The sequence below is a fragment of the Pseudomonas sp. UBA2684 genome (genome assembly GCA_002354655.1).
Taxonomy (GTDB): domain Bacteria; phylum Pseudomonadota; class Gammaproteobacteria; order Pseudomonadales; family Pseudomonadaceae; genus Aquipseudomonas.
In genome coordinates this window covers 75807-94299 of record DELY01000040.1, presented here as the reverse complement: position 1 = coordinate 94299, position 18493 = coordinate 75807, and the positions used below count along the sequence as shown (strand labels likewise).

Here is an 18493-nt window from a genome sequence, read left to right as displayed (position 1 = left end):
AAGTTCCGACCACACCCGCCAAAAAAGACAAAAGGCGCGGGATAAACCGCGCCTTTTGGATGATGCCTCAATCGCCCTGTCGGGCCGGGGCATCCAGTTCAAAAGCAGTGTGCAGGGCGCGCACCGCCAACTCCAGATATTTCTCTTCAATCACCACGGACACTTTGATTTCCGAGGTCGAGATCATCTGGATATTGATATTTTCCTTGGCCAGCGCCTCAAACATGCGACTGGCAACGCCAGCATGGGAACGCATGCCGACGCCAACGATCGACACCTTGGCGATCTTGGTGTCGCCGATCACTTCGCGAGCACCCAACTCACGCGCGGTGTTTTCCAGCACCTGCTGCGCAGCGGTGAAGTCGTTGCGGTGCACGGTGAAGGTGAAATCGGTGGTGTTATCGTGCGCTACGTTCTGCACGATCATGTCCACTTCGATGTTAGCGGCACTGATCGGGCCAAGAATCTTGAAGGCCACGCCCGGGATGTCCGGCACGCCACGGATAGTCAGCTTGGCTTCGTCGCGGTTGAAAGCGATGCCGGAGATGATCGGCTGTTCCATGGATTCCTCTTCATCAAGGGTAATGAGGGTGCCCGGGCCCTCTTGGAAGCTGTGCAACACGCGCAGCGGGACATTGTATTTGCCGGCGAACTCCACCGAGCGGATCTGCAACACCTTGGAGCCGAGGCTGGCCATTTCCAGCATCTCCTCGAAGGTGATCTTCTCCAGGCGCTGAGCCTGCGGCACCACACGCGGATCAGTGGTGTAGACACCATCGACGTCGGTATAGATTTGGCACTCGTCAGCTTTCAGCGCCGCGGCCAGGGCCACGCCCGTGGTATCGGAGCCGCCACGACCAAGGGTGGTGATATTGCCGTGTTCGTCGACGCCCTGGAAACCGGCGACCACCACCACACGACCGGCCTTGAGGTCGGCGCGCAGCTTTTGATCGTCAATTTGCAGGATACGCGCCTTGTTGTGCGCGCTGTCGGTCAGGATGCGCACCTGATTGCCAGTGTAGGACACCGCCGGTACGCCGCGCTTGATAAGCGCCATGGCCAGCAGGGCAATGGTCACCTGCTCGCCCGTGGATACCATCACATCGAGTTCACGCGGTACCGGCTGATCGCCACTGACCTGTTTGGCCAGATCGATCAGGCGGTTGGTTTCGCCGCTCATGGCGGACACCACGACGACGATGTCATCGCCGTTCTCGCGGAACTTCTTCACCTTCTCGGCTACCTGCTGAATGCGCTCAACGGTGCCGACGGAGGTGCCTCCGAATTTCTGTACGATCAAAGCCATTTCAAAGCCGCCTCAGCCCGTGAAGGGCGCCCATTAAACATACAACTCGACAGACTGCCAAGGCCCGCCGGGCGTGTGCCGGACCTTGGACGCAACGCGGGCATGCCCGCCGTTACAGACCCTGCTCGGCAAATGCATGGGCCAAGGCCAAGGCCTCGTCCAATTTGCTGGCGTCGACGCCGCCGCCCTGGGCCATGTCCGGACGACCACCGCCCTTGCCGCCCACCGCCGCGGCGGCCTGTTTCATCAGGTCGCCGGCCTTGAGCTTGGCGGTCAAGTCCTGAGTTACGCCGGCCACCAGCACGACCTTGTCGTCCTGCACACCGCCGAGCAGAATCAGTGCCGTGCCGAGCTTGTTCTTCAACTGATCGACCATGGCCAACAGCGCCTTGCCGTCGAGGCCGTCGAGACGCGCGGCCAACACCTTGATGCCTTTGACCTCGACAGCCGAACCCGCCAGGTCGTTGCCTGCCGCGCTAGCGGCCTTGGCCTTGAGCTGCTCCAGCTCTTTCTCCAGCTGACGATTGCGCTCCAGCACGCCAGCCAGCTTGTCCAGCAGGTTGTCGCGGCTGCCCTTGACCAGCGCCGCGGCTTCTTTCAGCTGTTCTTCCGCACCGTTCAGGTAGGCCAGCGCCGCAGCACCGGTGACCGCCTCGATACGCCGCACGCCGGCCGCCACCCCGCCTTCGCTGGTGATTTTGAGCAGACCGATGTCGCCGGTACGCGAAACGTGAGTACCGCCGCACAGCTCGACCGAGAAATCGCCGCCCATGCTCAACACGCGCACGTTGTCGCCGTACTTCTCGCCGAACAGCGCCATCGCACCCTTGGCCTTGGCGGTTTCGATATCGGTTTCTTCGGTCTCGACTTCGGAGTTCTTGCGCACTTCGCGGTTGACGATGTCTTCCAGCGCCTTCAGTTGCTCGGGCTTGATCGCCTCGAAGTGGCTGAAGTCGAAACGCAGGCGCTGGCTGTCGACCAACGACCCCTTCTGCTGCACGTGCTCGCCCAACACCTGACGCAGCGCGGCATGCAGCAAGTGGGTAGCGGAATGGTTGAGGGCTGTGGCCTGGCGCACCGAGGCATCCACCTCGGCCTTGACCGAAGCACCAACGCTCAAGCTGCCCTTGGCGACCACGCCATGGTGCAGGAAGGCGCCACCGGCCTTGGTGGTGTCGCGCACATCGAAGCGCACGCCGGCGCCTTCAAGAAAGCCGCAGTCACCGACCTGGCCACCGGATTCGGCATAGAACGGTGTCTGATCGAGAACCACCACGCCCTCCTCGCCTTCGCTCAAGCTGTCAACAGCCTGGCCGTCCTTGAACAGGGCGATCAGTTTGCCGCTGCCACTGGTACCTTGGTAGCCGAGGAATTCGGTGTCGCTGTCGACCTTGACCAGGGCGTTGTAGTCCATGCCGAAAGAGCTGGCCGAGCGCGCACGTACACGCTGAGCTTCCATCTCACGTTCGAAGCCAGCCTCGTCGAGAGTCAGCTCGCGCTCACGGGCGATGTCGCCGGTAAGGTCCATCGGGAAGCCGAAGGTGTCGTACAGCTTGAAGATCACTTCGCCCGGAATCACGCTGCCCTTGAGCTCGGCCAGATCCTGTTCGAGGATTTTCAGGCCCTGCTCCAGGGTCTTGGCGAACTGCTCTTCTTCGGTCTTCAGCACGCGCTCGATATGCGCCTGCTGCTGTTTCAATTCCGGGAAGGCTTCGCCCATCTCGGCCACCAGCGCGGCGACGATCTGGTAGAAGAAGCTGCCTTTGGCGCCCAGCTTGTTACCATGGCGGCAGGCGCGGCGGATGATGCGACGCAGCACGTAGCCACGGCCTTCGTTGGACGGCGTCACGCCATCGGCAATCAGGAAGCCGCAGGAACGAATATGGTCGGCCACCACCTTCAGCGACGCCTGGCCTTCGTTGGCGCAACCGATGGCCTTGGCCGCCGCGTTCAACAGGCTTTGGAACAGGTCGATCTCATAGTTCGAGTTGACGTGTTGCAGCACCGCGCTGATACGTTCAAGACCCATGCCGGTGTCCACGCTCGGCGCCGGCAGCGGGTGCATCACGCCGTCAGCCGTGCGGTTGAACTGCATAAACACGTTGTTCCAGATTTCAATGTAGCGGTCGCCGTCTTCTTCAGGCGAACCGGGCGGACCGCCCCAGATGTGCTCGCCGTGGTCGAAGAATATTTCGGTGCACGGACCGCACGGGCCGGTGTCGCCCATGGCCCAGAAGTTATCCGAAGCATACGGCGCGCCCTTGTTGTCGCCGATGCGGATCATCCGCTCGCTCGGCACGCCGATGTCCTTGTTCCAGATGTCGTAGGCTTCGTCGTCACTGGCGTAGACCGTGACCCAGAGTTTTTCCTTGGGCAGGTTCAGCCACTGGTCGCCGGTGAGAAACTCCCAGGCGTAGTGGATCGCATCGCGCTTGAAATAGTCGCCGAAGCTGAAGTTGCCGAGCATCTCGAAGAAGGTGTGGTGACGCGCGGTGTAGCCGACGTTTTCCAGGTCGTTGTGCTTGCCGCCGGCGCGCACACACTTCTGGCTAGTGGTGGCGCGGGTGTAGGCGCGCTTTTCCAGGCCGAGGAAGCAGTCCTTGAACTGGTTCATCCCGGCGTTGGTGAACAGCAGCGTCGGGTCATTGCCCGGAATCAGGGAGCTGGAAGCGACACGGGTGTGTCCTTTCTCTTCGAAGAAGCTCAAGAAGGCTTCACGGATTTCTGCGCTTTTCATAGGGTCTTCCACGGAAACAGGCGGCCACGGCAAAAGCCGGCAAAGGGCCGCATTATATCGGGCCGAACGCCTGCGGCTAGTGCCTTTATCGATAGATAGCAACTATCAACGTAGGCTGGACAGGCCGAAGCCTGGTCCAGCATCAAGGCAAGCCGCAAAGCGGACAAGCCTTCGCCCTGTACGCCCTAGCGCCGGAAGGCGGCGAAAGCCTCGATGACGCGGCCAATAGCAGCGCCACTGACGTCCAGGTGGGTCACCATGCGCAGACGCGGCGCGGCGGTGAGCTTGATACCACGCTCGGCGCAGAAGGCTTTCAACGCCGCGGCCTGCTCGCCCACCTGGGCATAGACCATGTTGCTCTGCACCGGCTCAATGGCGAACCCCAATTCACGCAGGCCATCGGCGAGCAACTCGGCATGGCGGTGATCGTCGGCCAGGCGCTCGACCTGTCGCTCCAGCGCGTATAACCCGGCGGCCGCCAGCCCGCCGGCCTGGCGCATGCCGCCGCCGAGCATCTTGCGCAGACGGCGCGCCTTGGCGATCAGCGCGGCGCTGCCGCACAGCACCGAGCCGATGGGGGCACCGAGGCCCTTGGATAGGCACACCGAGACCGAGTCGAAGTGCTGGGTGATCTGTCGGGCGTCCACACCCAGCTTGACCGCCGCGTTGAACAGCCGCGCGCCGTCCAAGTGCAGCGCCAGACCACGCCGCGTGGTCAGCTCGCGGGCCGCGGCCAGGTAGTCGAGCGGCAGCACCTTGCCCTGCATGGTGTTTTCCAGGGCCAACAGGCGGGTGCGGGCAAAGTGGAAATCATCCGGCTTGATCGCCGCCTCGACCCTGGTCAGGTCCAGCGAGCCATCGGCTTCGCCGTCGATGGGTTGCGGCTGAATCGAGCCGAGTACCGCCGCACCGCCGCCTTCGTATTTATAGGTATGCGCCTGCTGGCCGACGATGTACTCGTCGCCGCGCTCGCAGTGCGCCATCAACGCCAGCAGGTTGCTCATGGTGCCGGTCGGCACGAACAACGCCGCGGCAAAGCCCAGGCGCTCGGCCAGGTAGGTCTCCAGGCGATTGACCGTCGGGTCTTCGCCATACACGTCATCGCCCAATTCGGCCGCCCACATCGCCTCGCGCATGCCGGGCGTGGGCTGGGTGACGGTGTCGCTGCGCAGGTCGATGATGCTCATGGACGCTTCCTGATGGTGACGAAACCCCGATGCTAAGGCGCCCGACAGCGACGAACAAGGTACAGACAAGGGCGATCTGGGGCGCACAGATAAACGTGGGAAGCCACCTGCGCAAAGACCTTTAGCCGCGCCAAGATAGCCGTCAAATCCGGCATGTCACGGCTAAATGCAAAGTGTTCGTCAGGCCAGATAAGCGCCGTCGCTGGGGACGATCAGGATGCCGGCGCGCAGGCCGTTTTTCACCTTGGGGTTGGGGAAGATGATCCGTGCGCCCTGCTCTTCCACCACCCAGCGCGTGCCCGCGACGTCTTCCGCCAACAGGTAGCCGACCGGCAGTTCGCTGAAGTTCTCGATATCGCTCGGCAGATGCAAGCGGAAGGCATCGCTGTGCTTGATGATTTCCCGCGCCACGGCGAACAACTGCAAGCCATCCAGGCCAGCGCCATCCTGCTCCGGCTCGCGCCCTTCGATGATGCCGTGCAGGCGCGCCTCAAGCAGATCGAGATTGACCTGCTGGTTCTCGCCAAACGCGCGCGCCTTACCCAACTCCAGGGTAAAGGCCTCAGCCCCGAGCTGGGCGTAGGTGTAGGAGCTGAAGGTGATCGAGCCCTTGCTCTGTAGCAGCACCGCATCGATGCCGGCAGCGTTCAGGCGGGCCAACTCGCGCCTGGAGTGCACACGCCCCTCATGCCAGGGATACAGGGCGAACTGTTCGATCTTCGACGCGCGGATGGCCGTGTGCAGGTCGTAATGCAGGCGCGTGCGCTCGGGCTTGCTGAAGAACGCCGCAGCCAAGTGCTCGAGTTCACAGGCGCGCATCGCCTCGGCGCCGCTGTGCTGCTCGTGGCGACCGTTGAACAGGCGATTGATGTCCTGTTCGATGTAGCGCTCACCCCGGCGGATCGCCGGTGGGTTGCCCAACAGGAACAGTATCCGCGCACGCGGTTTCAGCTCGCTCCGGGCGATACCGCGCAACAAGCGATCAAGCAATTCGATGGGCGCGGTTTCATTGCCATGGACGCCCGCCGACAGCAGCAGATCCAGGCCATTGTCGACGGCCACTGGCGGCGTCACTTCCAGTGCGCCCTCGGCCAGCCAGCGCAACCGCGTGCCCTCGGGCGTCAGCTGGATCTTCGCTGCCGGTTCATGGCCGGCCAGGGTCAGTTCGAGCAGTTTGCCAAGGGCAAGCATAGGGGTTACCTCAATCGTGGTGGCAGTCAGGGCCGTGCACATGCTCGTCGTCATCGCCAAGCTCGGCCGGCTCCATTTCCAACTGCAGGCTGACCAGGTTGGTCGCCAGCGGACGCAGCAGCAGGTTGGCGTACTCGGCGTCACCCTCTTCGACATCGACGCCGATGATCAACTGACCACGGCCATCTTGCTGAATCCAGACTTCCTTGCCCTGCCAGAGCACGGCAAACCGCGTACAGGAGGTTTCCAGCTGGGTGCCGTCAGTGTCTTCGAGGATCAGTTGCAGGGCATCGTTCATAAAATCTCCACAGTGTTGGACGTAGGGTGGATGTCGCGTTTTACATCCACCGGCGGATCGATAAAGCGCGAACCACCCTACTCAGCTAAGTTGGAAGGGATAAACCGCGCCCAGTTTAAGGATCTGCGTCAGTTCATCCAATGCCGCACGGCATTCGAGCAGTAAGTGTGGATCGGCCAGGTCGTTTTCGCTCAAGCGATCGCGGTAATGTTTGTCGACCCAGACGTTGAGCGTGTCGTACAGGCTGGGGGTCATGATCACGCCCGGATTGACCGCGGCCAACTCGGTATCGTTGAGCGCCACGCGCAGCCGCAGGCACGCCGGGCCGCCGCCGTTCTGCATGCTTTGCTTGAGGTCGAAGACCTGCACCTCGCGAATCGGTCCGCCCTCGACGGTCAAGCGCTGCAAGTAAGCCCACACATTGGCGTTGTTGCGGCACTCCTCCGGCACGATCAGCAACATGCTGCCGTCGGCGCGGCTGAGCAACTGGCTGTTGAACAGGTAGGACCTGACCGCGTCCTCCACCGTCACCGCCTCGCGCGGCACGCACACCGCCTTGAAGTTGCCGCCACGGTGGGCGAGTTTGTCGCTCAGCTCGGCGAGCACTTTGTCGGTGTCGAGGAAAGCGTCCTGGTGATAGAACAGCACCTCGCCGTTGCCCACCGCGATCACATCGTTGTGGAACACGCCCTGATCGATCACCGACGGATTCTGCTGCGCGTAGACCACGCCCGCCTCGCTCAGGCCATGCAGGCGCACCACCGCCTGCGAGGCCTCCAGGGTTTGCCGCGCCGGATAGCGCTGCGGTGCCGGGAAGCGGCTGTCGAAGGCGCTACGACCGAAGACGAAAAACTCCACGCCCGCGTCGCCATAGCCTTTGCAGAAGCGCGTGTGGTTGGCTGCACCTTCGTCGCCGAACTGCGCCACCGCAGGCAGCGCGGCGTGGTGGGCGAAGTGCTGCTGATTGGCGAACATCGCCCCAAGTATGCGGCTGGTGGTCGGGTGCTCGATCGAGCGGTGGAATTTGCAGTTGAGGTTGGCGGCGGTGAAATGCACGCGGCCATCCGCCGTGTCGGCGCTCGGGCTGACGGTGCAGGCGTTGGCCGTCCACATGCTCGATGCCGAACAACTGGCGACCAGCAGCGGCATGGCATCTTTCGCGGCTTTTTGGATCACCTGCGCGTCAGTCCCGGTAAAGCCCAGGCTGCGCAGCACGGCGACGTCCGGGCGCTCCTGCGGGGCTAGCACGCCCTGCTGGAAGCCCATGTCCATCAGCGCCTTCATCTTCGCCAGGCCCTGCTTGGCCGCCTCTTTCGGGTTGGACGCGGCCTGGCTGTTGCTCTGCGAGGCGACGTTGCCGTAGGACAGACCACCGTAGTTGTGGGTCGGGCCGACCAAGCCGTCGAAGTTCATTTCATAGGCGGACATCACAGGCTTACTCCCGGGGTCAGGGTGGCGGGCAGGCTCAGGGTTTCACTCTCCAGCGAGGCCACTGGGTAGGCGCAGTAATCGGCCGCGTAGTAGGCGCTGGCGCGGTGATTGCCGGAGGCGCCGATGCCGCCGAATGGCGCGCTGCTGGCGGCACCGGTGAGCTGCTTGTTCCAGTTGACGATGCCAGCGCGGCTCTCCAGCCAGAACTGCTCGTAGCGCGCCTTGGAATCCGACAACAGGCCGGCGGCCAGGCCAAACTGGGTGGCATTGGCTTCGGCAATGGCGGCGGCGAAGTCGCTGTAGCGAATCACTTGCAGCAGCGGGCCGAAGAACTCTTCATCCGGGCGCTTATCCACTGCCGTCACATCGATGATGCCGGGGGTCAGCAAAGCCGAGCCTTGCAGCGGCTGGGTCATTTCCAGCAATGGCTTGGCGCCCTTGTCGATCATCCGCTCCTGCGCCTTGATCAGGTGCTCGGCAGCCGCCAGGGAAATCACCGAGCCCATGAACGGCGCTGGCGTGGCATCGAAGGCGCCGACCTTGATGCTGGCCGCCACATTGACCAGCCGCGTCAGCAGCGCATCGCCCCAGGCGCCCTGCGGCACCAGCAGGCGGCGGGCACAGGTGCAGCGCTGACCGGCGGAGATAAAGGCCGACTGGATAATGGTGTACACCGCCGCATCGAGGTCGGCGACCTGCTCGACGATCAGCGGGTTGTTGCCGCCCATTTCCAGGGCGAGGATTTTCTCCGGGCGCCCGGCGAACTGGCTGTGCAGCAGGTTGCCGGTGCGACTCGAACCGGTAAAGAACAGCCCGTCGATGCCGTCATGCGCCGCCAAAGCGACACCAGTATCACGCGCACCCTGCAGCAGATTGAGCACGCCGGCTGGCAGGCCGGCTTCGATCCAGCACTTGACGGTCAGCTCGGCGACTTTCGGGGTCAGCTCGCTGGGCTTGAACACCACCGCGTTGCCGGCCAACAGCGCCGGCACGATATGGCCGTTGGGCAGGTGGCCGGGGAAGTTGTACGGGCCGAACACCGCCACCACGCCGTGCGGCTTATGCCGCAGCACCGCCGTCGCGTCCGCCAGCGGGCCGCTCTTCTCGCCCGTGCGCTCACGATAGCTTTGCACCGAGATGGCGACCTTGTTGACCATGCTGGTCACTTCGGTGGCCGACTCCCACAGCGGCTTGCCGGTTTCCTCGCCGATACAGCGCGCCAGCTCGTCGCCATGCGCCTTGAGCGTGGCCGCGAACTGCTCCAGCACGGCGATACGCTCATCCAGCGAGCGCGAAGCCCAGGCCGGGAATGCTGCGCGAGCCGCTTGCACGGCCGCCTCGACCTGAACGGCAGCCGCGCCCTGGCCACTCCAGATGCGCTCCTGGGTAACCGGATTGAGTGATTCCAGGGCCTCGCCCTGGCCGAGGTGCCAGCTACCGGCGATGTAATGAGTGCTCATGTTGTTCTATCACTCCCAGCAAATTCACCAACCCGCATGGCGCTGGTTGGGCTAATCGTTCTAAGCGTGCGGTCAGCCGCCGCGGGCCGACAGCGGCACCGCGCGCACCTGATCGCCAGCCGACAGCTGCAAGCGCCTGGCGGTCAGCGGATCGACCACCAGGGTGCCGGCGGCCAGGCGGGCCGGCGCGGCAGTGATGCGGCAGTCTTCGCGCTTGCGGTTGTGCATGAGGAACGGTGTGGCGTCGTCGCCCGGCGTACCGATGGCCAGCACCAGCGTCTGGCTATCGCGCACCGCGCGGATCTTCGCGGTTTCCGCCTCGATGGCCGGGCCGGCGTCGAAGATGTCGACATAGCCCTGGTAGCTGAAACCTTCGGCCTTGAGCATGGCCAGCGCCGGCTCGGTGTCTGGGTGCACGCGGCCGATGATGTTGCGCGCGTCTTCGGAGAGAAAGCAGGTGTACAGCGGGAACTTGGGCATCAATTCGGCGATAAAGGCCTTGTTGCCGACGCCCGTCAGGTAATCCGCCTGGCTGAATTCCATCTTGAAGAAGTGCCGACCGAGGCTTTCCCAGAACGGCGAGCGGCCGCTGGCATCGGACATGCCGCGCATCTCGGCGATCACCTTGTCGCCGAACAGCTCGCGAAATTCGGCGATAAACAGAAAGCGCGCCTTCGACAGCAGCCGGCCGTTGAGGCCGCTGCGCTGGTCGGCACGCAGGAACAGCGAGCACAGCTCGGAGTTGCCGGTCAGGTCGTTGGCCAGGAACAGCGTCGGCACCTGGCGATGGATATTCAGCTCCTGCGAAGCGCTGACGGTCAACCCCACGCGGTAGTTGTACCAGGGCTCGCGCAGGCCGACAGCGCCGGCCACGGCGGAGATGCCGACCACCTGGCCGTCGTCGTTTTCCAGCACGAACAAATAATCGGCATCGCCACGCTCGGCTTCGCCACGGAAGGTTTTTTCCGCCCAACCGACCCGGTGCGCCAGGCGCTCCTCGTTGGCCGGCAGGGTGGTCAGGCCGGCGCCGGTGCTGCGCGCCAGCTCGAACAGGGCCGGAAGATCGGCGCTGCGTACAGGACGAACAATCATAACGACTCCTTAAACCGCGACCAGACGGACGCTGACGCCTTCGCCGACGCCGAGGGCTTCGGCGGCTGCAAGACTGAGGGTGACGGGCTTGCCGGGCACCCAATCGAGCTCCGCGACGATGGCGCGGAAATCCTGCAACTGGCCATTGCTCACCAGGTACGGGCGCCCACCTTTACCGGGCTCGCCGATCTTCACCGGCACCACGCGGCTTTGAGCGATGGAGCGAATGCCCGAGGTGCGCGCATGCAGGGTTGGCCCGCCATCGAAGATGTCGATGTAGTGGTCGGTCTCGAAGCCCTCACGCATGAGGATGTCGAAGGTGATCTGCGCCCGCGGGTGCACCTGGCCCATGGCTTCCTGCGCGGCATCCGGCAGCAGCGGCACGTAGATCGGGTAATGCGGCATCAGCTCGGCGAGGAAGGTGCGGCTCTTCAACCCGCACAGGCGCTCGGCCTCGGCGTAGTTCATGTCGAAGAAGTTGCGCCCCACCGCGTCCCAGAACGGCGAATCGCCGGCCTCGTCGCTGTGGCCGACGATCTCCACCACCACCGCATCGGCGAAACGCTCCGGGTGGTTGGCGACGAACAGCAAGCGCGCACGCGAGTTGAGCTCGGACCAGGCACTGCCCACCAGCGGCCGCTCGACGTAGAAGCTGGTCAACAGACTGTTGCCGGTGAGGTCGTGGCACAACGAGAGCACGTGGATCTTGTTATGGATCTTCAGCTCGCGGGAGTTGTGCACAAAGGTTTCGTTACGAAAGCTGTAGAACGGCTCGGAGTAACCGGCCGAAGCGACGATGCCGGAACACCCGACCAGACGTCCGCTGGCACTGTCTTCGAGGACGAAGAAGTAGCTTTCTTCGCCGTTAAAGCTGACTTCTGCGGCGAACGAAGCCTCTGATGCGGCGATCTTATCGCGCAGGCGATCGGCATCGTCGGGCAGTGAAGTCACACCAACCGGGCTGTCCGCGGCGAGACGCTGCACTTCAGTGAGGTCGGCCATTTGCGCGGGGCGCATCACCAGCATGGTGTCACTCCTTTCAAGAAAAGCTCCGAGCCACTCGCGCAGAGTTGCCCAGAGAAACCGCGACGCTGGTCGCGGCGCACACAGAAACGGTCATCCGTGGATGGAACGCGGCGCATCCATGCGCCGGGTTGCGACTCAGGCCTGGCTCAGCTTGGCCACGGCACGCTCGAAACGCGCCAAACCTTCGTCGATGTCGGCGTCTTCCACCACCAGGCTCGGGGCGAAACGCACCACGTCCGGGTTGGCTTGCAGGACCATCACGCCCTCGACCGCCGCGGCATCGAGAATCACCTTGGCCTTACCCTTCCAGGCGTCAGAGAGCACCGCGCCGATCAACAGACCGAGGCCGCGTACTTGGCTGAACACGCCGTACTGCTCGCCGATCTGCTCCAGCTTGGTCCTGAAGCGCTGGTGCTTGGCTTTCACGCCGGCCAGCACTTCAGGGGTGTTGATGGTGTCGATCACCGCCTCGCCCACCGCACAGGCCAGCGGATTGCCGCCGTAGGTGGTGCCATGGGTGCCGACGGCCAGGTGTTTGGCCAGTTCAGTGGTGGTGAGCATGGCGCCGATCGGGAAACCACCGCCCAGGCTCTTGGCACTGGAGAGGATGTCTGGGGTCACGCCGTAGTGCTGGTAGGCGAACAACGAACCGCTGCGGCCCATGCCACTCTGTACTTCGTCGAACACCAGCAGCGCGTTGTGCTGGTTGCACAGCTCGCGGGCCGCTTGCAGGTAAGCCAGGTCGGCCGGCAGTACGCCGCCCTCGCCCTGAATCGGCTCCAGCACCACGGCGCAGGTCTTGTCCGACACTGCGGCCTTCAGCGCCTCGATATCGTTATAAGGAATGTGGCTGATGCCCTGGATCTTCGGGCCGAAACCGTCGGAATACTTCGGCTGACCACCGACGCTGACGGTGAACAGGGTACGACCGTGGAAGCTGTTGGTCGCCGCGATGATTTCGTACTTGTCTTCGCCGAACTTATCGAACGCCACGCGACGGGCCAGCTTGAAGGCGGCCTCGTTGGCTTCGGCGCCGGAGTTGCAAAAGAACACGCGGTCGGCAAAGGTCGCGTCGACCAGTTTCTTGGCCAGGCGCAGGGCCGGCTCGTTGGTGAACACATTGGAGACATGCCACAGGGTATTGGCCTGCTCGGTGAGTGCCTGGACCAGCGCCGGATGCGCGTGGCCCAGCACGTTGACGGCAATACCACCGGCAAAGTCGATCAGCTCGCGACCGCTTTGGTCCCAGACTCGCGAGCCCGCACCGCGCACCGGAATAAAAGCAGCGGGGGCATAGTTGGGCACCATCACCTGGTCGAAATCGGCGCGCTGCACCGGGTCGTGCTGAACAGACATCGGAACTCTCCTGACGAGGAACACCTGCTGGGGGCGGCAGGCGATGAAAAGGATTGTAGGGATTGATCCGGGGCTGGCATTGCCGCTATGCGACAACTTCTTATAGCGCCAACCCGAGGAAAACCGGCGCTTTCGCAAATGCGACAGAAAGCGTCGGGAAGGCGCAGTTTAAACGCTGTTCGCCACAGAGGTGCACAGCTTGCGCAATTCCCCCACAAGCTGACTGGCAAGTTCTTGCGCTTTTCTCAGCGTCGTAAGGCGAGCGTAGGGCGACCATGCCGCCGCGCGACTTGCCTGCTCTGTAACCCGCCAAGAGTGGACAAGGCTTCGCCATGGTCACCCTACGCCGGCTCTGGAGTCGCCTGCGCAACCGACGGACGAGCCAGACTAAGGAAATCGCTCAACGCGACTTTCTGCGCCATCGCATCCTGATAGCCCAACTCGATCAACTCGTTGCAATAGCCGGGCTCGAACAATAAATAGCTGAGCACGCCCGCGCCGCTGGCCTTGGTCGCACCCGGCCCACGTAGGAACATGCGCAGCGCGGCGGGCAATTCGTGGCGATGGCGGGCGGCAATCACATCCAGCGGCTGGCTCGGCGAGATCACCAACACCTCGACAGGCTTCAAACCCAGGCCACGCGGCCGACGCTCCGGCGGAATCAGCCGACCCAGATGATTGAGGCGCTCGAGCATCTCGATATCGCCTTCCAGACTGTCGATAAAGGTGCTGTTGAGCATGTGCCCACTTATCTGCGCCAGGCTCGGCGGCTTGGCATTCTGCAAGCGAGTAACCTCGGTGTTGGCCTGCTCGCCCTGCGGGTTGCCACTGACGCCGACCACCAGCACGCGCGTCGCACCGAGGTGCAGGGCCGGGCTGATTGGCGCGGATTGCCGCACGGCGCCGTCGCCGAAGTATTCACGGCTGATCTTCACCGGCGGAAAGATCAAGGGGATCGAGGCGCTGGCCAGCAAGTGCTCCAGCGACAAACGGGTCGGTACGCCGACGCGGCGATGGCGAAACCACGGATCGATGGTCGCGCGGCCTTGGTAGAAGGTCACCGCCTGGCCGGACTCATAACCGAATGCCGTCACTGCCACGGCGCGTAACTGGCGATGTCGCACTGCGGCGGCGATCCCGGAAAAATCCAGCTCGCGCTTCAACAGCTCCGCCAACGGCGAACTGTCGAGTAGCGCCACCGGCACCTGACCGCCCAAACCAAGCAGACTGTGGCCGATAAAGCGACTGGCCTGGCGCAGCACGCCGGGCCAATCGCTGCGGTACACCTGATGGGTGTGGAAACCCTGCCAGACATTGGTCAGCCGGCGGATCGCCTCGCTGAAATGCAGCGCTCCACAGGCCAGGCCGACGGCATTGATCGCCCCGGCCGAGGTGCCGACGATCACCGGAAAGGGGTTCTGCGCAGCATCCGGCAGCAAGTCGGCAATCGCCGCCAGTACCCCCACCTGATACGCCGCCCGCGCGCCGCCACCCGAGAGAATCAGCCCGGTCACTGGTTGCTTTGCGGGGGTGATTTGCGTCATAGGCCAAGTCCGAAGGTTTTACCGAGTATAGAGAGGCGCAATGCCTAGCTCAGGCGCTTCTTGTAGAGTTTCGCCTCACCTGGCGGCCGCGTTTTGAAACGCCGATGCGCCCACAGGTACTGTTCCGGGCAGGCACCGACGGCCTGCTCGATCCATTGGTTGACCCGCAGGCAATCGGCCTCCTCGCTGTCGCCGGGGAAGTCGGCCAGTGGAGGGTGAATAGTCAGACGATAGCCTTGGGCATTGGGCAAGCGCTGCTGGGTAAAGGGAATCACCTGGGCACGGCCCAGGCGGGCGAACTTGCTGGTGGCGGTAACAGTTGCCGCGGGCACGCCGAACAGGGGCACGAACACGCTGCGCTGTGCGCCATAATCCTGGTCGGGCGCATACCAGACCACCCCGCCGGCGCGCAACAGCTTGAGCATGCCGCGCACATCGTCGCGACCGATCACCCCGAGCAGGCGCTGCTCGCGGCCACGGCGCTGGATAAAGTCGAACAGCGGATTCTTGTGCGGGCGATACATGCCGTACATGTCCTGAGCCACACCGAGCAGACCACCGCCCATTTCCAGGGTGGTGAAGTGCAAGGCCATGAGGATCACGCCCTGACCCTCGGCCTCCGCCTTGCGCAGGTGTTCCAGACCCCCGATGCTGCCCAGGCGACGCAGACGCTCAGTCGGCCACCACCAGGCGCCGGCCATCTCGAAGAAGGTGATGCCGGTGGAGGCGAAGTTTTCCTTGAGCAGGGCCTTGCGCTCGGCAGCCGACATCTGCGGGAAACACAGCTGCAGGTTGCGCGCGGCTATCTTGCGCCGGGCACCGGCCAGGCGGTACATCAGCGCTCCCAGGCCACGCCCCAGCAACAGCAGCACCCGGTAAGGCAACTGAACGACCAGCCACAACAGGCCCAAGCCCAGCCATAACAGCCAGTAACGCGGATGCAGGAAGGCGGCGCGAAAGACAGGACGATCCATAAACAGGTCCAGGCAGATCATAAAGCGCGGCATTCTATCAGTAGTTGGTCGCCGGCTTGCCCGACCGACGCTTTCACCGGCAGTCAACTTGCGAGCGCGCGACGTTCTCGCTATAAGTCCGGGCTACTTTAGTTACCGGCCGCATCAGGCAGACCATGAGCCAAGCTGATCTCCTCGACCAAGACCCCGTGTTCCAGCTCAAAGGCAGCATGCTGGCCATCACCGTGATGGAACTGGCGCACAACGACCTCGACCGCCTCGACCAGCAACTGGCCGAGAAAGTCGCCCAGGCGCCGAACTTCTTCAGCAACACCCCGCTGGTGCTGGCCCTGGACAAGCTGCCGGAAGGCGAAGGCGCGCTCGACCTCGCCGCCCTGATGGCCGTGTGCCGTCGCCATGGCCTGCGCACCCTGGCGGTACGCGCCAACCGCGAAGACGACATCCAGGCAGCCAATGCCCTCGACCTGCCGGTGCTGCCGCCGTCGGGCGCCCGCGAACGCCCAATCGATCCGACCGGCGGCAACGCGGCGCCGAAAAAGCCGGAGAAGCCCGCCGAACCTGAGGTCCGCCCGAGCAAAGTAATCACCTCACCAGTGCGCGGCGGCCAGCAGGTGTATGCCCAGGGCGGCGACCTGATCGTCCTGGCACCGGTCAGCGCCGGCGCGGAACTTCTCGCCGATGGCAATATCCATGTTTACGCACCGATGCGCGGCAGAGCTCTAGCCGGCATCAAGGGCAACGGCAAAGCACGGATTTTCTGCCAGCAACTGGGCGCCGAACTGCTCTCCATCGCCGGCCAATACAAGGTCGCCGAAGACCTGCGCCGCGACCCGCTATGGGGCGAAGCAGTGCATGTCAGCCTGTCGGGTGACGTGTTGAACATCACCCGCCTTTAACGGATACTGCGGCCAATTTTCAGGGACACAAAAAGGGCATCTGGAAGCCTCTTGCGGCTACGGATTCCCGCTTTATCTTCATATTTGGGGTGAATCACCTTGGCCAAGATCCTCGTAGTCACGTCCGGCAAAGGTGGCGTCGGTAAAACCACCACCAGCGCCGCCATCGGTACCGGCCTCGCCCTGCGCGGGCACAAAACTGTCATCGTCGATTTCGACGTCGGTCTACGCAACCTCGACCTGATCATGGGCTGCGAACGCCGCGTGGTGTACGACTTCGTCAACGTGGTCAACGGCGAAGCGACCCTGTCGCAAGCGCTGATCAAAGACAAGCGCCTGGAAAACCTCTACGTGCTGGCCGCCAGCCAGACCCGCGACAAAGACGCGCTGACCCAGGACGGCGTCGAGAAAATCATCAACGAGCTGCGCGAAAGCTTCGAATACGTGGTCTGCGACTCGCCGGCCGGTATCGAGAAAGGCGCGCACCTGGCCATGTACTTCGCCGATGAGGCGATTGTCGTGACCAACCCGGAAGTCTCCTCGGTACGCGACTCCGACCGCATGCTCGGCCTGCTCGCCAGCAAATCGCGACGCGCCGAGAAAGGCGACGAGCCGATCAAGGAACACCTGCTGCTGACCCGTTACAACCCGGAGCGCGTGACCAAGGGCGAAATGCTCGGCGTGGACGACGTCGAGGAAATCCTTGCTATTCGCCTGCTCGGCGTGATCCCGGAATCGCAAGCGGTACTCAAAGCCTCGAACCAGGGCGTGCCGGTGATCCTCGACGACCAGAGCGACGCCGGCCAAGCGTACAGCGATGCCGTCGACCGCCTGCTAGGCAAGGAAGTCGCCCACCGCTTCCTCGACGTGCAGAAGAAAGGACTCATGCAACGCCTGTTTGGAGCGCGCTAATGAATATTTTCGACTTCTTTCGTGAACGCAAAAAGGAAACCACGGCGTCCATTGCGAAAGAGCGTCTGCAGATCATCGTCGCCCACGAGCGCGGCCAGCGCAGCCAGCCGGACTACCTGCCGGCCCTGCAACAAGAGCTGGTCGAGGTGATTCGCAAGTACGTGAATATCGACTCGGACCAAGTCCAGGTCGCGCTGGAAAACCAGGGCAGCTGTTCCATTCTGGAACTCAACATCACCCTGCCGGACCGTTAATCCGTATCCGCAGGCGAAACCTGAATAAAATGGCGGCCCAAGGGCCGCCATTTCATTTCAGCACTACACAGAACCTGTAGGAGCGGACTTGTCCGCGAAGCTTTTAACTCGCCACAAAGCCATCGCGGGCAAGCCCGCTCCTACACCAGCAGACCGACGCGCACTCAAGAAGCCCATGCCCCTCAGCCAAGTAGAAATCCTCCACCAGGACGCCGCCCTGCTGGTGATCAACAAGCCCACCCTGCTGCTCTCGGTACCCGGCCGCGCCGAGGACAACCGCGATTGCCTGGTGACCCGCCTGCAGGAAAACGGCTACCCGGAAGCGCGCATCGTCCACCGCCTGGATTGGGAAACCTCGGGGATCATCGTCCTGGCGCGCGACGCCGACAGCCACCGCGAGCTGTCGCGGCAGTTCCATGACCGCGAGACCGAGAAGGCCTACACCGCGCTGTGCTGGGGGCAACCCGAGCAAGACAGCGGCAGCATCGACCTACCGCTGCGCTACGACCCGCCCACCAAGCCACGCCACGTGGTCGACCATGAACACGGCAAACATGCCCTGACCCACTGGCGCGTCCTCGAACGCAGCGGCGATCACTGCCGCGTCGAACTGACGCCAATCACCGGTCGCTCACATCAACTGCGCGTGCACATGCTGTCGATCGGTCACCCGCTGCTCGGCGACGGCCTGTATGCCCATGAGCAAGCCCTGGCGGCCTACCCACGCCTGTGCCTGCATGCCTGCATGCTCGGCCTGACCCACCCACAAAGCGGCGAACGCCTGCGCTTCGAGTGCCCGGCGCCGTTCTAAAACACCTCGACGGACCAG

At 63.5% G+C, this 18493-nt stretch carries 16 protein-coding genes; 4 read left to right on the top strand and 12 right to left on the bottom strand.

Annotated elements, in window-relative coordinates:
* Positions 1-67: 67 nt before the first annotated feature.
* The 12 genes from B3M58_RS13530 to B3M58_RS13475 form a co-directional block, all read right to left on the bottom strand.
* A complete protein-coding gene (locus B3M58_RS13530; RefSeq protein WP_296219827.1) occupies positions 68-1306 on the bottom strand; it encodes an aspartate kinase in 1239 nt (412 codons plus the stop codon).
* Positions 1307-1418: 112 nt separating this feature from the next.
* Positions 1419-4043 (bottom strand): alanine--tRNA ligase, encoded by a 2625-nt coding sequence (gene alaS, locus B3M58_RS13525; protein WP_296219826.1) that lies wholly within the window; start codon positions 4041-4043, stop codon positions 1419-1421.
* A gap of 185 nt (positions 4044-4228) precedes the next feature.
* On the bottom strand, positions 4229-5230 hold the full coding sequence (gene ltaE, locus B3M58_RS13520) for a low-specificity L-threonine aldolase (protein ID WP_296219825.1): 1002 nt from the start codon (positions 5228-5230) through the stop codon (positions 4229-4231).
* Between the two features lie 180 nt (positions 5231-5410).
* Positions 5411-6421 carry a succinylglutamate desuccinylase gene (gene astE / locus B3M58_RS13515; RefSeq protein WP_296219823.1) on the bottom strand — a complete coding sequence of 337 codons (1011 nt, stop codon included), beginning with the start codon at positions 6419-6421 and terminating at the stop codon, positions 5411-5413.
* 10 nt (positions 6422-6431) lie between these two features.
* Complete coding sequence (locus B3M58_RS13510) at positions 6432-6719, bottom strand: topoisomerase II (protein ID WP_296219821.1); 288 nt, start codon at positions 6717-6719, stop codon at positions 6432-6434.
* An 81-nt stretch (positions 6720-6800) separates the two neighbouring features.
* On the bottom strand, positions 6801-8147 hold the full coding sequence (astB, locus tag B3M58_RS13505; RefSeq protein WP_296219819.1) for an N-succinylarginine dihydrolase: 1347 nt from the start codon (positions 8145-8147) through the stop codon (positions 6801-6803).
* Entirely contained in the window at positions 8147-9610 is a 1464-nt protein-coding gene (gene astD, locus B3M58_RS13500) for a succinylglutamate-semialdehyde dehydrogenase (protein WP_296219817.1), read from the bottom strand. Before astD ends, astB begins: the two co-directional genes overlap by 1 nt.
* Before the next feature lie 72 nt (positions 9611-9682).
* Positions 9683-10702 (bottom strand): arginine N-succinyltransferase, encoded by a 1020-nt coding sequence (gene astA / locus B3M58_RS13495; protein ID WP_296219816.1) that lies wholly within the window; start codon positions 10700-10702, stop codon positions 9683-9685.
* A 9-nt stretch (positions 10703-10711) separates the two neighbouring features.
* A complete protein-coding gene (gene aruF, locus B3M58_RS13490) occupies positions 10712-11728 on the bottom strand; it encodes an arginine/ornithine succinyltransferase subunit alpha (protein ID WP_296219815.1) in 1017 nt (338 codons plus the stop codon).
* A gap of 135 nt (positions 11729-11863) precedes the next feature.
* Positions 11864-13084 (bottom strand): aspartate aminotransferase family protein, encoded by a 1221-nt coding sequence (locus tag B3M58_RS13485; protein ID WP_296219814.1) that lies wholly within the window; start codon positions 13082-13084, stop codon positions 11864-11866.
* Between the two features lie 341 nt (positions 13085-13425).
* Positions 13426-14628: a patatin-like phospholipase family protein gene (locus B3M58_RS13480; protein ID WP_296219812.1), complete on the bottom strand. Its 1203-nt coding sequence runs from the start codon at positions 14626-14628 to the stop codon at positions 13426-13428.
* Between the two features lie 44 nt (positions 14629-14672).
* Positions 14673-15602, bottom strand: coding sequence for a lipid A biosynthesis lauroyl acyltransferase (locus B3M58_RS13475; protein ID WP_296219811.1), 930 nt, complete (start codon positions 15600-15602; stop codon positions 14673-14675).
* A gap of 155 nt (positions 15603-15757) precedes the next feature.
* Between B3M58_RS13475 and minC the strand changes: the two genes are divergently transcribed.
* From minC to B3M58_RS13455, 4 genes are all read left to right on the top strand, one after another.
* Entirely contained in the window at positions 15758-16498 is a 741-nt protein-coding gene (minC, locus tag B3M58_RS13470) for a septum site-determining protein MinC (protein WP_296219810.1), read from the top strand.
* 99 nt (positions 16499-16597) lie between these two features.
* A complete protein-coding gene (minD, locus tag B3M58_RS13465) occupies positions 16598-17410 on the top strand; it encodes a septum site-determining protein MinD (protein ID WP_296219808.1) in 813 nt (270 codons plus the stop codon).
* Entirely contained in the window at positions 17410-17664 is a 255-nt protein-coding gene (gene minE, locus B3M58_RS13460) for a cell division topological specificity factor MinE (RefSeq protein WP_025165363.1), read from the top strand. The genes minD and minE overlap by 1 nt, the downstream gene beginning before the upstream one ends.
* Before the next feature lie 175 nt (positions 17665-17839).
* Positions 17840-18475, top strand: a complete 636-nt coding sequence (locus tag B3M58_RS13455; protein WP_296219806.1) for an RluA family pseudouridine synthase — start codon at positions 17840-17842, stop codon at positions 18473-18475.
* The last annotated feature ends 18 nt before the right edge of the window (positions 18476-18493 follow it).

Coding starts and splice junctions, on each gene's coding strand:
- B3M58_RS13480 (WP_296219812.1), bottom strand. CDS start 14,628: ATGACGCAAATCACCCCCGCAAAGCAACCAGTGACCGGGCTGATTCTC.
- B3M58_RS13475 (WP_296219811.1), bottom strand. CDS start 15,602: ATGGATCGTCCTGTCTTTCGCGCCGCCTTCCTGCATCCGCGTTACTGG.
- B3M58_RS13510 (WP_296219821.1), bottom strand. CDS start 6,719: ATGAACGATGCCCTGCAACTGATCCTCGAAGACACTGACGGCACCCAG.
- minC (WP_296219810.1), top strand. CDS start 15,758: ATGAGCCAAGCTGATCTCCTCGACCAAGACCCCGTGTTCCAGCTCAAA.
- B3M58_RS13530 (WP_296219827.1), bottom strand. CDS start 1,306: ATGGCTTTGATCGTACAGAAATTCGGAGGCACCTCCGTCGGCACCGTT.
- astE (WP_296219823.1), bottom strand. CDS start 6,421: ATGCTTGCCCTTGGCAAACTGCTCGAACTGACCCTGGCCGGCCATGAA.
- aruF (WP_296219815.1), bottom strand. CDS start 11,728: ATGCTGGTGATGCGCCCCGCGCAAATGGCCGACCTCACTGAAGTGCAG.
- astA (WP_296219816.1), bottom strand. CDS start 10,702: ATGATTGTTCGTCCTGTACGCAGCGCCGATCTTCCGGCCCTGTTCGAG.
- ltaE (WP_296219825.1), bottom strand. CDS start 5,230: ATGAGCATCATCGACCTGCGCAGCGACACCGTCACCCAGCCCACGCCC.
- B3M58_RS13485 (WP_296219814.1), bottom strand. CDS start 13,084: ATGTCTGTTCAGCACGACCCGGTGCAGCGCGCCGATTTCGACCAGGTG.
- astD (WP_296219817.1), bottom strand. CDS start 9,610: ATGAGCACTCATTACATCGCCGGTAGCTGGCACCTCGGCCAGGGCGAG.
- alaS (WP_296219826.1), bottom strand. CDS start 4,043: ATGAAAAGCGCAGAAATCCGTGAAGCCTTCTTGAGCTTCTTCGAAGAG.
- minE (WP_025165363.1), top strand. CDS start 17,410: ATGAATATTTTCGACTTCTTTCGTGAACGCAAAAAGGAAACCACGGCG.
- astB (WP_296219819.1), bottom strand. CDS start 8,147: ATGTCCGCCTATGAAATGAACTTCGACGGCTTGGTCGGCCCGACCCAC.
- B3M58_RS13455 (WP_296219806.1), top strand. CDS start 17,840: ATGCCCCTCAGCCAAGTAGAAATCCTCCACCAGGACGCCGCCCTGCTG.